Below are 12,586 nucleotides of genomic sequence, written 5' to 3' on the forward strand. Positions count from 1 at the left end.
GTTCTGCCGGAGCGGTCCGAGACTTCACTACCGGCTGTTTCTGCACGCATTCGCTAGCGCGTTGTGTCCACTTTCTCGGCAAAGCAGGCGTTTGACTAATCGCATGTAGGGATACGATGTATCAGCAACCGCGATACGTTGACTAAGGTCCACACGCCTCCAACTGATCCGCTTCCAGCACCAGCCAATCGGCCTGCGCCTGCCATTTCAAAGCCGTCAGGCGCTCGCCCAGACACGGCCCGTAGACGCACAGGCCACTGTCCGGAAGGAACCGGGCGCCGTGGGCGTAACAGACGATCTGGCTGCCATCGACACTGAGAAAACGGTCCTTGCGGTACTCCAGGCGCACCTCCAGGTGTGGGCAACTGTTGCGATAGACCCGCACCTCGCCACCATGGCGCAGGGCAAACACACTGTCCTTCCCCGAACCCAGGGGATCGAACCCGCGGGCCTGCCCTTCGACCAGTTCATCCAGGCGACATAGCGCAATGGCGTCGTGGCTCATGGACGAAATCCGCACTCAGGCCTGCTTGGGCGGCGGGCCGCTGGGGAACCATTTTTCCCGGGACGTGAACAGGAACAATTGCGAGTTGTCCGCCGACAACGGCGCCTGGCGCGCTTGCCAGGCATCATCGTGCTTGTCCATGTCGGCGTCGTATTCGATGTGGCAGCCCAACGGGCTGTTGAAGTACCAGAACCAGTTGGAGCCGAAGAGGTGACGGCCCGGGCCCCAGAAACTGGTCCAGCCCTGCTGTTCGAAACGGCGCCCGGCCAGCAGCACTTCCGTGCCGCTGCCCATGTGAAAGGTGAAATGCTCGCAACCCTTCATGTGCGGTGGCGTCTGGATCATGAACAGGCAATGGTGGTCATCGGAACCGGCTGGACGCATGAACGGGCCGGCGCCAACGAAGGTGTCGGTGGTCATGAAGCCCAGGCGCTTGTAAAAGGCCTCGGCCTTGGCCGCATCCGGCACGAAATACACCACGTGGGAAAGAGTGCGTGGCAGGGCCTGCATATCGGGGTTGATGCCCGGTTGGTTGACCGGACGCTGGGGGGCATGACCCGGTGCATTGGTCAGGTCAGCCGGCGCGCTGTAAGGGCGCCGTATACTGACCTGGAAACCAATGGCAAACCCCATATCGTCCACACTGTGCACCGAACCATCGGCGCCACGGGTCACCAGGCGATCGCGCCCCAACTCGTCGGCGATGGCCTCGAGATCAGCCACGCTGGCCACGCCATAAATGGTTTCACGAATCGAGGGAGCTGGCCCGATAGCCGCCGGCAGACGGGCATCGTCAGCACGACGGATAATCACGGCAGTGCCGTCGAGGGCTTCAAAACGACCGCCCTCGCTGTCGACATCGACAGGTTGCAGGCCGTAGTCACGCAGGCAATGAGTACAGGCTTGAATGTCATCGACGCCAAAAATCAAGGCATCAAGGCCAATGATGTTCATTGTTACCACTCCATTTAAAATTATTCAGCACAAGGGCCGGACACTCCACTTAAGGGGTGCGGTGCCAGGCAGTGCGCTGCTGATGCTGGTTGTGGAGTCGATAAAGCATCACGGCCAACCGACTGTGGGCCGATACTGAAGTGGCGAAAACGTACTGACTAATCGCTTGTCAGGATGCGACCTATCGGCAAATGCGATACCTGGCTGCGCAGCGCCAAACGCCGTGAAAAAACGCAAAGACGTCGGTCGACGCATCTCGTCAGGGGGCTTGACGGCGCGATAGGAAGGTCGGAAGGTATTTACAAAATAAATACAAGAATCGAGACCGCCATGCGTTTTAACCACCTGGATCTCAACCTCCTGGTGGCGCTGGATGTGTTACTGGAAGAGCAGAACATCACACGCGCCGCCGAACGCCTGCACATGACCCAATCCGCCACCAGCGGCGTGCTGGGCAGGCTGCGCCTCTACTTCGAAGATGAACTGCTGGCGCAGGTCGGGCGCAAGATGCAGCCCACGCCCTACGCCCGCGAACTGGCGGCGCCCGTACGCCAGGTGCTGCTGACTATCCAGTCCTCTATTACCGCCAAACCGGTGTTTGACCCCGCCACCAGCAAGCGCCATTTTCGCCTGATCACTTCGGACTATCTGATCAGCGTTCTGTTTGCCCGGGTGATCCAGAAGATCTCCCTGGAAGCCCCGCACATCACTTTCGAACTGCTGGGCCCTGGCGACACGTCCACAGAGATGCTGATGCGCGGCGAGGCCGACATGATGATCGTGCCTGAGCGCTATCTCATCGAAGGTCATCCATCCCAATTACTGTTCGAAGAAGAGCATGTTTGCGTTGTGTGGGACGGCAACACCCAAGTGGGCGACAGCATCACCCTCGATCAGTACATCGAGATGGGCCATGTCTCGGTGATTTTTGGCCGCAACCGCCAGTTGAGCGTCGAAGAATGGCTGATGAGCCAGTACGGTTTCACACGGCGCATGGAAGTGGTGACCCACGACTTCAACACCTTGCCGCAGCTTATCGTCGGCACCCAACGCGTCGCCACAATGCTCCAGCGCATGGCCAGGCTCTACGCCAACTACTTGCCGTTGCGCATCGTGCAACCACCGGTGAAGATCCCAGTGATGCGCGAGTTCATGCTTTGGCACCGGACCATGGAGGGGGATCCGATGCACCGTTGGCTGCGGGCGAAGATCAGTCAAATCATCAACGAACTGGAGCAGTAGTTGCCGCTGCGGCTCGACAGCGGGTCAGGTACGAAAGTGCCCGACGGCCGCCTTGAGTTCACCGCCAACCCGCTGCAAGTTGGCCGTTGCGGCTTGCAGCTGCAGGCTTTCCTTTGCACTGCCCTCGGCCACTTCGCGAACCCGCGTCATACCCTGGCTGACTTGCTCGGCCATCACACTCTGCTGTTCGGCAGCCGCGGCAATCTGCTGGTTCATCTGCTCGATGCTGGACACCGCTCGGGTGATCCGCGCCAACGCCTGGGAGGCTTGCGCGGCAAGCACAACCGTTTCGTCGCTCAGCACATGACTGCCCTGCAAGCGCTCCGCGGCCTGTTGAGCGACATTGCTCAGGCGCACGATCAGCCCTTCGATTTCTGTGGTCGAACGCTGTGTACGCCGCGCCAGGCCGCGCACCTCATCGGCGACCACGGCGAATCCACGACCATGCTCGCCAGCACGCGCGGCCTCAATGGCCGCATTGAGCGCCAGCAAATTGGTCTGCTCGGCCACAGCCTTGATGACATCGAGCACGCCACCAATTGCCGCACTTTCCACCAGCAGGGAGCGCATAGCTTCAGCACAACCACTCATCTCCGCAGCCAGATGGTCGATCTTGCCACCTGCCTGGCGCACCAACTCATCGCCCTCGCGCGCCTGTTGGTCGGCATGCGCTACCGCCGCACTGGCCTCGCCCGCGTTGCGGGCGACCTCCTGCGTCGTGGCGGCCATCTGTTGCATGGCGGTGGCGGCCAGTTCGGTTTCCTGGCGTTGGTGCTCGACACCACGGCTGTTGCTCTGGGTCACTTCGGCCAGGCTGCCGGCCATGCCGTTGAGCGAGCCAACACCCCGGTCGATGCGCCCGACCAAGCCGCGCAGACTGCCTAGCATACTGCCCACGGAGCCCAACAACTGGCCCAATTCGTCACGACGACCACTGTCTGACGGCAGATGACTCAAGTCCCCTGCCGCCACGCGCTGGACCCACTGCACAGCCTGGCGCAGCGGCTGCACAATCAAGTGGCGGATCAGCAGGCTGGCGCCAATGCCCAAGGCGAGGGCCAGACAAGTGATCAACCCCAACTGGCGATCAGCATTGCGATTATCCTCCAGCACCGCCTGTCTTTGCTGTTCATCAGCCTCGGCCAGCAGCTTGCTCACCTGCTCGGTTTGCGCATTCATCGCCGCACTGCTTTGCGCGCTTTGCCGACGGCTGTCGACAAACTCGACGAAGGCCTTGCGGTAGTCGCCCAAGGCCGTGCTCGCGTCCTGCAGCGACTCGCCCTGCTGTTCGCCAAGATCGAGCGCCTGCATGGCGGCCAGCAAGTCACTCATGCTCATTTCCCAGTCGCTGCGATAACGCTCCTCACCATCGAGCGAGTAATACAGCTCACTGTCGCGCAGCTTGGCGAGCTTGTCCCGCAATGCGGCGGTCTGCTCGAGCCGCACCATCTGGTCGCTGCTCGGCGCCGTCCCCTGCCCCAACCGGCTGTTGAGCCCGTCCAGTTGATCGAGAAACAGCAGGGTAAAACTGTCACCTGCCGTCTGCGCTAGCGTCTGCATGCGCAGGCGTGCTTCGCGAGCCCGGCGCAACGAATCGGCATAGCCGAGAAACTGTTCCAGATATGCGCTGGCAGCCATGCGCACGGTGGCGTGAGAGGCACCATTGGCCGGTCTCTCATCGAGTTGCCGGTTCAGCTTCCCGATCGTCTCGCGGACCTGCTCCTGGCGCTGCGGAGCAAGGTCCAGGGCGAACGCCTTCTCGTCGATACGGGCACGTAACATCAATGCCTGAATCGATGATTCCTGGTGCGATTGCTCACCGCGTTGTTGCAACAGCCCCATGGAACGAAAAGCGGTCGCCGCCACCCCCAGGGTGACCAGCAGCACCAGGCCAAAACCCAGCGACAGCTTGGCGCCCACCGACAGATTGCCAAGCACGCGACTCAGTACAGGCATGTCAAATCCTCCCACAGTAGTGGAAAAACATCCTGCCCGTGGCGCCCAGGCTGATCGCTGTGACGGAATTGGACTCACTCATTTGCCGATACCTTGTTCTTGTTGTTGTGTGCGCCTGGGACTTCAGCCAATGGCGCGGTGTAGCGTCAACTCTAGTGAGTCGTACCTCAACGACACCAATCGCATCCAGCGTTATGAGCAATCGCAAAGTACGATGATAGGTATCTGGATTGACTGCTTGAACTGTGAGTAGAAAACCCTTGGGTCGTTGGCGCACATACGCTGTATCGCCGTTCGCAATACCTCCCATCCCGACTCGCGATTGGCCAAACAATTGCCCTCCCCCTTAGCCTGCTTCGAACCGCCAGCTCTGGCCACCATCCTTGCCGGAGCTGGCTGCCTGCCTTTGCTTGCAACAAGGACAATAACAATCATGTTCCGTTACTTCCCGACCAACTACGTGTGGAATCTTTCCGTCGACCTGGCCATCGAAATGGGCGCCCGCATCGGCGAAATCGAAGAAATGTGCGCGCCGCTGCAGGAGGCCGCCAAGCAGCCGGATGCCGCCGGCAGCAAGGCCTTCCGTGAGACCTGGGCGAACATGGCCGACAAGCTTTGCGGCCTGGCCGAAGAAGACGAAAGCAAGGGACGAATGTTGTCTGCCGGTGAAAAATACAACCGCGCCGCGACCTATTACTTGAGCTGCGAACGCTTGCAGGCCCATGGAGCCCCTGGTCGCACAGAGCTGTACCAGCGCTTTTTACACACCTTTCAACGTGGTATCGAACTGGCACGGGAGAACTGCGAACGCGTTGAAATCCCCTACGAAGGCAAACACATTTCCGGTCTGCTGGTCCATGCCGAAGGCGTCAGCGGCCCAGCGCCGATTCTGGTGCAGGTCAATGGACTGGACTCCACCAAAGAAATGAAATACCGCGTCGGCCTGCCCGCCTGGCTGGCGAAACGTGGCGTTTCTTCTTTGATCATCGACCAACCCGGCACGGGCGAAGCATTGCGCCTGCATAACCTGACCGCGCGTTTCGACAGCGAGCATTGGGCCAGCCGCGTGGTGGATTGGCTAGAAACCCGCGACGATGTCGACGCCAAACGCATTGGCCTGGAAGGTGTGTCGCTCGGCGGCTACTACTGCCCGCGCGCGGTAGCCTTCGAGCCGCGCTTCGCTTGCGGTGTCGTGTGGGGTGCCAATCATGACTGGCGTGATGTGCAGAAGCGTCGCATGGAAAAGGAAGGCAGCTTCCCGGTTCCGCATTACTGGTCGCATGTGTCTTGGGTATGGGGTGCCAAGGACACCGATGAGTTCATGAGCATCGCCGAGAATGTCCATCTGGACGGCATACTGGATCGCATCAAGGTGCCCTTCCTCGTCACCCACGGTGAAAAGGATTCACAGATTCCTCTGAAGTGGGCGCACCGTACCTACGAACAGTTGGTAAACAGCCCCAGACGCGAGCTGAAAATTTTCACCGAACGCGAGGGTGGCGTGCAGCATTCGAGCTTCGATAACAGTATCAATGCGGGTCACTACATCGCCGACTGGGTCGCTGAAGTGCTCGGCGGCCGTACGGCATAAGGGTGTGAAATTCGTGCTCCAGCACGCCACGAGGATTTGAACGCTTCAGCGTGACAGGGCGATCGGGTGATGGGCGCCAATGCGCCCATCATCCAGACGAAACCCACCCGTTCTTCGATATCGCTCCCCTCACCCATTCCCAAGCATCTGCCACAACGACGCCCCGACCCCGGTAATGCTCTCCCCGGCAATCAACCCCGCCGCCGCGGTGATGGCGAAGCGTTCTGTGAGGGTCGGCCAGCGACAGCTCACCAGCCAGGTCAGCACCGCACCAAGGGCCATCATCAGGGACACCGAGGCCGGCAACACGAAGGCCAGGCCCAGGGCCGCCGTGCTCGGCAGGTACCGGGCCCGATGCGCCGGCAGCACGCTGTCGAGCACGCCCAACAACAAGCCGACCAGGCCGCCGATGAAAATCGCCCAGCGAATGCTCGCGGACAATGAATCCAGGCCCAGGGTCAGGGTTTGCGCCACGGCCTTCCAAGTGGCGACCGCCGGAGCAGGCCACTCTTCGGAGAGCAGCATGGCTTGCGGGTCCGGGATCAGGGCCAGGTAAGCCAACACGCCGACGATGCTACCGACAAAAATCCCCAAGGTCTGGGCGATCAGTTGCTTGCGCGGCGTAGCGCCAATCGCCCGGCCTACCTTGAAATCGTTCATCAAGTCGGTGCATTGCCCGGCCGAACCGCCGGCGGTGTTGGCGCTCATCAAGTTGATCGGCACCTGCCCCGGCGCGACGATGCCGAAGCTCAACTGGGACAGTTGTCCAATGGCTCCGATCGGCGGGATGCCCGTGGCGCCGACCACCCGGGCGGCCACCGCCGCCAGGCAGATCGCCAAGGGAATGGTCAACAGCGCCATCCACGGGTTGATGCCGAACAACAGCACTTGCAGACTCACCACCAGGACGATCGCCAGTAAGGAACCTGTGGCAGGCCCGGCCTTGGGTATCGTCCAGATCGCCCCGCCGCCAGCCTTGGTGGAGCGGTGCAATGCCCACAGGCGAATTGCCAATGAGGCCAGGGTCGAACAGACCATCAGGCTCACCCCCGGCCAGAGCAGCCACTCCACCAGCGCAGCGAACTGCGGACCACTACTGCCCTGCGGCAACTGCACCAGGCCTTGGGCCAGCAGCCACGGCGCCAACCCGCCCCATGCCAGCAACGCGCCGAGCAGCAGGGTCAGACCCACGCGAATACCGATGATCGCGCCGAAGCCGACCAATAGCAGCGAAGGGTCAGCGGTAAAGGTCAGGCGCTCCAGTTGGGCAGTTGGAGACCAGCGCGGGATAGCCCACATGAAGGTGTCGACCCCCTTGGCCACCCCGGACAGCAGCGCGGCGCTGAGCAACACCTTCAAACGCGTCGCGGCTTCGTGGCCGTGGTTGTAGATGTGCAGCAAGGTTTCCAGGGTCGCCATACCCTCGGGAAATTTCAGCGCCTTGTCATTGAGCAGTGACGGTCGCAGATACCAGGCAATCCAGATCCCCAGGAAACTCACGGAAAAGACCCAGGCCACCATGGGAATGGCGTCCAGCTGCTGGCCGGTCAGCAAGGTGTAGGCCGGGATTGGCGCGACCAGCCCACCGGAAATGATCGACGCAGCGGCAGAGGCCACGGTCTGGTTGATGTTGCTTTCGTGCAGCGTCCAAGGCAGCCGCCCCACCGATCGACTCGCCAAGCCTTGCCAGATGCCATAACCGACCAGCAAGGCAATGATCGACATATTGAACGACCAACCAATCTTCAATCCGGCATAGACATTGGACGGCGTCAGCAGGATACCCAGGACAATGCCCGTACTGACCGCGCGCAAGCTGAGTTCGCGTTCGACAGGGGCGTTCAAGGGCAATGTGGACGAGGTTGGGTGCATGCGAAGTCCTTATCGGCACTAGGAAGCAGCCGCCAGAGCCAGACAGGTCCCCTGTGGGTCACATAAAGCGGCAACTTAATAAGTGAACGCAGTATTCGCGCAAGGTTCACATGGCGAAGGGAAACCCTGGCGAACGTGCTCGCCAGGATCCTCAATTGATGGGCATGAGGTGAGGAATGTCGCGAGCGCCGCGACGCATCGCGACCCAGGCAGCGCTCGACTTATTGCCCGCCCTCGTAATTGACCATCCAGGCGATCCCGAAACGGTCTTCGAACATGGCAAAGCGTTCCGCCCAGAAGGTCCTCGCCAAGGGCATGTGCACGCTGCCACCGACACTCAAACCCTTAAACAGCCGCTCGGCCTCCTCCACGCTGTCGACGTTGAGGGAAACCGACACGCCTTGCGGTTTGCTGTACGGCTGGCCTGGCGGGCAGTCAGAGGCCATCAGGCTGAAAGCATCGACGGTCAGGCAGGTGTGCAGGATCAGGTCGGGATCCTTGGGCATGCCGGTTTCCTCAGGCGCCTGGGCAAAGGACATGGAAAACAGCTCGCCGCCCAGCACCTTCTGGTACAACGCAAAGGCCTCTTTGCAACGACCGTCGAAGGTCAGGTAGGGAATGATTCTCATGGTGGGTTCTCCTGTAGTCGGCTTCACGATTGACCGGACATCTGCGCCCGCAAGCGTTCTTCCTGCTCGCGCAATTCCGGCGTAAAGGACTCGCCGAACTCCTCGAGCTCGAAGATCTGGCGGATCTCGATTTCACTGTCGCTGACCATCGGGTTCGGGCAGCGCTTGACCCAATCGATGGCCTCCTGCAATGACTGGACCTTGAAGATCCAGAAGCCGGCGATCAGCTCCTTGGTTTGAGCGAAGGGCCCATCGACCACCGTCCGGTCCTTGCCGGAAAACTGCACACGCACGCCCTCGGCACTGGGATGCAGGCCTTCACCGGCGAGCATCACCCCGGCCTTGACCAATTCTTCGTTGTAGGCGCCCATGGCGGCCAACAGTTCTTCGCTGGGCATCTGTCCGGCTTCCGATTCCGGACTGGCTTTGACGATCACCATAAATCGCATGCTCTGATCTCCTGAGAGTGGATGGATCAAGCCGTCCGTGTGGCGGCTCTATGGGCTAATCGAATGGCGTTGGCCGAAATCGACAATCCGATGCGAATATTTTTTTACAGACTCCGAGCCAGATTGCTGGACTGACGATCACCCACTCGACATCCATTGTTCGACGCACCTCGAAGTGAGGAACCCGTCGAGCCCATAGGCTATGAGCCAACTTGGAGGAGATGGCGATGACACACACCCGCTTTTTTGGAAAAACCGTACTGACCTGCACGTTCATCCTGGCGATGATCGGTTGGGGGATCGGCTTCTATGGGCCGCCGATCTATATGCAAGCGGTCATGGAGCGCACGGGTTGGCCGATCGCCCAGGTCTCGACTGCCGTGACCTTGCACTTTCTCAGCGGCACGATCGTCATCGCCAACCTGCCACGACTTTACGCACGCTTCGGGATACCCGCCATTACCCTGCTGGGCAGCATCGTCCTGGGCATCGGCGTGAACATCTGGGCTCAAGCCGACCAGCTATGGATGCTGTATGCCGGCGCCGTCTGTTCGGGCATCGGCTGGGTGACATTGGGTGCCGCCGCCGTTAACACCCTGATCGCTCCGTGGTACGTCAAGGACAGACCCAAGGCCCTGGGCAAGGCCTACAACGGCGCCAGCCTGGGTGGCGTGATCTTTTCGCCGCTGTGGGTGTTGCTGATCGAGCGTTTCGGCTTCGCCATGGCGGCGTTGGTGATCAGCGTCATCGCCGTGCTGCTGATAGGCGCCCTCGCCTTCCTGGTCTTCAGCAAAAGCCCACAAAGCCTGGGACAACATCCCGACAATGCAGACCAGCCCGAACCCCTGCCGATCAGCGCCAGCGCCACGCCGTGGAGCACCATGCAGACGCTCAGGTCGGCACGTTTCCGCAGCCTGGCAGCCGGCATGTCCCTGGGGCTGTTCGCCCAGATCGGCTTGATCGCGCACCTGTACTCGATCCTGGTCGGACGCATGGGGGCACATGACGCCTCATTCGCCATGGGCCTGGCCACTGCCAGTGCGATGGGCGGGCGATACGTCGCCGCACGCCTGATGATCCAAGGCATGAACCGCCGACAACTGGCCTGCCTCGGTTATGCCATCCAGGTGCTGGGCACGCTGATGCTTCTCGGCCTGGACCTTCACCCGACTGTGGCCTGGATAGCCGTGGCGCTGATCGGTTCGGGCATCGGCAATGCCACATCGTTGCCGCCACTGATTGCCCAGGCCGAGTTCAGCCGTGAACAAACCGCCAGGGTGATCGCCCTGATGGTCGCGATCAGCCAGGCCACCTACGCCTTCGCCCCGGCCCTTTTCGGCCTGCTGCGCTCCGCCTTCACCGATCAGAATCACGCCATCGGCGCCGTCGTGACAGGCGCGGTCGTGGTACAGGTGCTGGCCATTCTGTCGTTTTATCGAGGTGTATCCGCGCGTCCCTTCAAGAAAACCGCTTACTGACCTCTTCCCTGGCCGGGCGGTGCCCAACCCGATCACTACCCGACCTGGTTTCGCAAGATGCTGTTCGCCGACCACTTTAAGTGCTCGAAGATTTCTTTTTCAGGCTTCCGTGGCTGCCCGCACATAGACCATCCATGACCCGGTTCATCAATCCGATGCAACCGGCTTCACCACGCTTTGACTGGCAGCATTCGGCTGTGAACTCAATCAATCGACGCAACAAACAGGCCGACTAGTAAGGCGTGCGCATTGTTGTAAATGCCAGGCTTTAAGCATGGTCAAATTGTCCTCATTCGCCGCCAGGGGACCATTAGTGCTTATCGCCGCAAACAATCAAACCGAGGCTTTCAAGTCCACGCCCAATGCCTGGGCAAATGCCTTGACCAAGGGGCTGCGTACAATGTTATGGCGCAGTATCAAACTGAACGGCGTGACGATGTAGAACAGGTCTGGGCGCACCGCGCGAAACTCTCCCCGCCCTACCATCGGCGCGGCATAGTGCTGGGGCAGGAACCCCAGAAAACGCCCCGTCTTGATCAGCAGTGCAACGGCCTCCACCTGGGTTGCCGAGGCGGAAAAGCTGTCGTAGTGGGCAGCGTCAGCGTTGTTCCTTATCGGTTCAAAGGCGATCCTCAGTGAAAACCTGCCCGTGGGCCAGCGCGCCAAGGCGTTTTCCCTGCGCTACACCCTGACCAACATTGGCTATGCCACCGGTCCCATGCTCGGCGTGGTGATTGCCGGTGTCTATCCGATCGGGCCATTCCTGATCGCCGCTGGCATCGCGTTTTCCAGCATTTTCCTGATGACCGGCATCCCCAGTCATGTTCACCTGCGGCTGCCTGCTCAGCACGGTAGTGCACGGACGCTTCACCCTCTACTTGTCGCAATACCTGCTGGTGACCCACGATTCCAAGCGCGCGCTGGACATCATGGCCGCCCTGCTCGCCTGCAACGCCATCAGTGTGATTTTGCTGCAATATCAAATCGGTCGGTTCCTCGATCGCGAGAAGCTGCGCTACTGGATCGCCGCAGGCACCAGCCTGTTCATTCTTGGCCTGATCGGCTTCAGCCTGGCGGACAGCATGGTGAGCTGGTGCGTGGCGATGTTCATTTTCACCCTCGGTGAAATGATCATTTACCCGGCCGAATTCCTTTTCGTCGACACCCTGGCCCCGGAAGAACTGCGCGGCAGCTACTACGGCGCGCAAAACCTGGCGGCGCTGGGTGGCGCCCTGAGCCCGGTGATCTGCGGATACCTGCTGATGCATACCCCGGCCCCCACGATGTTCTATGCGTTGAGCGCACTGACCGCGATGGGGGGCCTCTTGTGTTTCATGAGTGGTCGTCGGATGGCTAAAGTAATCTGAGCCAGGCACTGCACGAGCGCGCAGCACGATGAAGTTTGTTGCAGACCGGGCTATGCTAAGGCGCCACCCGCCCCGGCTGGCCTGGCTTGCAAGGAATGCGTCATGGAGTTCGTGGTTCATAGTTATTGCCTGAAAGGCGCACGCCAGGAGCCTTTGCTGCCGCCTGTCACCCTGACACCGACCTCGCTGACCTTGACGGTCGCCGAGCTCATTCGCCTGACCGTCGCCGAACAGATCGCCGCGCTGTCGGTCCAGCACTGGCTGGCACAAGTGTCGGTGCGCGAGGTGCTCGACCGCCAATACCTGAGCGAGCGGGACGTTCTTCGGCAAGCCAGTGAAGGCGCGGTTGTCATGCCTCAGGCCAGCGCACCTCTGGACCTGGATGTCAGCGTTGAGGTCGAACGCGCCTTGAAGGGTTTTGAAACCCGTGCGTTCCGCGTTCTGCACAACGGCGTCATGCTGCAAAGACTCGATGAATCCATTGAATTGAGCCCCCCTTCCACGCTCGCGTTCATCCGCCTGGTGCCGCTGATTGGCGGTTGA

10 protein-coding genes and 3 pseudogenes are annotated in these 12,586 nt (G+C 60.8%); 5 read left to right on the forward strand and 8 right to left on the reverse strand.

Annotated features, from left to right (window positions below; genetic code table 11):
* Positions 1-142: 142 nt before the first annotated feature.
* Both PSH86_RS18660 and PSH86_RS18665 read right to left on the reverse strand, forming a co-directional pair.
* Positions 143-505, reverse strand: coding sequence for a Rieske 2Fe-2S domain-containing protein (locus PSH86_RS18660; RefSeq protein WP_176687578.1), 363 nt, complete (start codon positions 503-505; stop codon positions 143-145).
* A 15-nt stretch (positions 506-520) separates the two neighbouring features.
* The gene (locus tag PSH86_RS18665; RefSeq protein WP_176687577.1) at positions 521-1,459 is read right to left on the reverse strand and encodes a VOC family protein; all 939 of its coding nucleotides are present in this window, start codon (positions 1,457-1,459) and stop codon (positions 521-523) included.
* A gap of 330 nt (positions 1,460-1,789) precedes the next feature.
* Here PSH86_RS18665 and PSH86_RS18670 point away from each other — a divergent pair, with 330 nt between their 5' ends.
* Positions 1,790-2,701, forward strand: a complete 912-nt coding sequence (locus tag PSH86_RS18670) for a LysR family transcriptional regulator (protein WP_176687576.1) — start codon at positions 1,790-1,792, stop codon at positions 2,699-2,701.
* A 24-nt stretch (positions 2,702-2,725) separates the two neighbouring features.
* Here PSH86_RS18670 and PSH86_RS30645 read toward each other — a convergent pair whose 3' ends face one another.
* Together PSH86_RS30645 and PSH86_RS30650 are read right to left on the reverse strand one after the other, a co-directional pair.
* On the reverse strand, positions 2,726-3,589 hold the full coding sequence (locus tag PSH86_RS30645; protein WP_370873821.1) for a methyl-accepting chemotaxis protein: 864 nt from the start codon (positions 3,587-3,589) through the stop codon (positions 2,726-2,728).
* A gap of 42 nt (positions 3,590-3,631) precedes the next feature.
* A pseudogene (locus PSH86_RS30650) lies at positions 3,632-4,657 on the reverse strand (methyl-accepting chemotaxis protein); the annotation flags it as partial.
* Between the two features lie 433 nt (positions 4,658-5,090).
* On the opposite strand from PSH86_RS30650, the gene PSH86_RS18680 reads away from it, so the two are divergent.
* Positions 5,091-6,248 (forward strand): S9 family peptidase, encoded by a 1,158-nt coding sequence (locus tag PSH86_RS18680; protein ID WP_305484181.1) that lies wholly within the window; start codon positions 5,091-5,093, stop codon positions 6,246-6,248.
* A 129-nt stretch (positions 6,249-6,377) separates the two neighbouring features.
* Here the strand turns inward: PSH86_RS18680 and PSH86_RS18685 are convergent, their stop codons facing one another.
* The 3 genes from PSH86_RS18685 to PSH86_RS18695 form a co-directional block, all read right to left on the reverse strand.
* Positions 6,378-8,120: an OPT family oligopeptide transporter gene (locus PSH86_RS18685; RefSeq protein ID WP_305484182.1), complete on the reverse strand. Its 1,743-nt coding sequence runs from the start codon at positions 8,118-8,120 to the stop codon at positions 6,378-6,380.
* Positions 8,121-8,341: 221 nt separating this feature from the next.
* Positions 8,342-8,749 carry a VOC family protein gene (locus PSH86_RS18690; RefSeq protein WP_109753283.1) on the reverse strand — a complete coding sequence of 136 codons (408 nt, stop codon included), beginning with the start codon at positions 8,747-8,749 and terminating at the stop codon, positions 8,342-8,344.
* Positions 8,750-8,772: 23 nt separating this feature from the next.
* On the reverse strand, positions 8,773-9,198 hold the full coding sequence (locus PSH86_RS18695) for a YciI family protein (protein ID WP_232201529.1): 426 nt from the start codon (positions 9,196-9,198) through the stop codon (positions 8,773-8,775).
* Between the two features lie 227 nt (positions 9,199-9,425).
* Here PSH86_RS18695 and PSH86_RS18700 point away from each other — a divergent pair, with 227 nt between their 5' ends.
* Complete coding sequence (locus PSH86_RS18700) at positions 9,426-10,676, forward strand: MFS transporter (protein ID WP_305484185.1); 1,251 nt, start codon at positions 9,426-9,428, stop codon at positions 10,674-10,676.
* 333 nt (positions 10,677-11,009) lie between these two features.
* Here the strand turns inward: PSH86_RS18700 and PSH86_RS18705 are convergent.
* Positions 11,010-11,273, reverse strand: a pseudogene (locus PSH86_RS18705) (LysR substrate-binding domain-containing protein); the annotation flags it as partial.
* Between PSH86_RS18705 and PSH86_RS18710 the strand changes: the two are divergent.
* Together PSH86_RS18710 and PSH86_RS18715 are read left to right on the forward strand one after the other, a co-directional pair.
* A pseudogene (locus PSH86_RS18710) lies at positions 11,272-12,043 on the forward strand (MFS transporter); the annotation flags it as partial. The pseudogenes PSH86_RS18705 and PSH86_RS18710 overlap by 2 nt on opposite strands.
* A gap of 102 nt (positions 12,044-12,145) precedes the next feature.
* Positions 12,146-12,586: a hypothetical protein gene (locus tag PSH86_RS18715; RefSeq protein ID WP_176687570.1), complete on the forward strand. Its 441-nt coding sequence runs from the start codon at positions 12,146-12,148 to the stop codon at positions 12,584-12,586.

This window comes from Pseudomonas sp. FP2300 (assembly GCF_030687595.1).
Classification (GTDB): Bacteria; Pseudomonadota; Gammaproteobacteria; order Pseudomonadales; family Pseudomonadaceae; genus Aquipseudomonas; species Aquipseudomonas bijieensis.

Coding starts and splice junctions, on each gene's coding strand:
- PSH86_RS18660 (WP_176687578.1), bottom strand. CDS start 505: ATGAGCCACGACGCCATTGCGCTATGTCGCCTGGATGAACTGGTCGAA.
- PSH86_RS18665 (WP_176687577.1), bottom strand. CDS start 1,459: ATGAACATCATTGGCCTTGATGCCTTGATTTTTGGCGTCGATGACATT.
- PSH86_RS18670 (WP_176687576.1), top strand. CDS start 1,790: ATGCGTTTTAACCACCTGGATCTCAACCTCCTGGTGGCGCTGGATGTG.
- PSH86_RS30645 (WP_370873821.1), bottom strand. CDS start 3,589: ATGCTAGGCAGTCTGCGCGGCTTGGTCGGGCGCATCGACCGGGGTGTT.
- PSH86_RS18680 (WP_305484181.1), top strand. CDS start 5,091: ATGTTCCGTTACTTCCCGACCAACTACGTGTGGAATCTTTCCGTCGAC.
- PSH86_RS18685 (WP_305484182.1), bottom strand. CDS start 8,120: ATGCACCCAACCTCGTCCACATTGCCCTTGAACGCCCCTGTCGAACGC.
- PSH86_RS18690 (WP_109753283.1), bottom strand. CDS start 8,749: ATGAGAATCATTCCCTACCTGACCTTCGACGGTCGTTGCAAAGAGGCC.
- PSH86_RS18695 (WP_232201529.1), bottom strand. CDS start 9,198: ATGCGATTTATGGTGATCGTCAAAGCCAGTCCGGAATCGGAAGCCGGA.
- PSH86_RS18700 (WP_305484185.1), top strand. CDS start 9,426: ATGACACACACCCGCTTTTTTGGAAAAACCGTACTGACCTGCACGTTC.
- PSH86_RS18715 (WP_176687570.1), top strand. CDS start 12,146: ATGGAGTTCGTGGTTCATAGTTATTGCCTGAAAGGCGCACGCCAGGAG.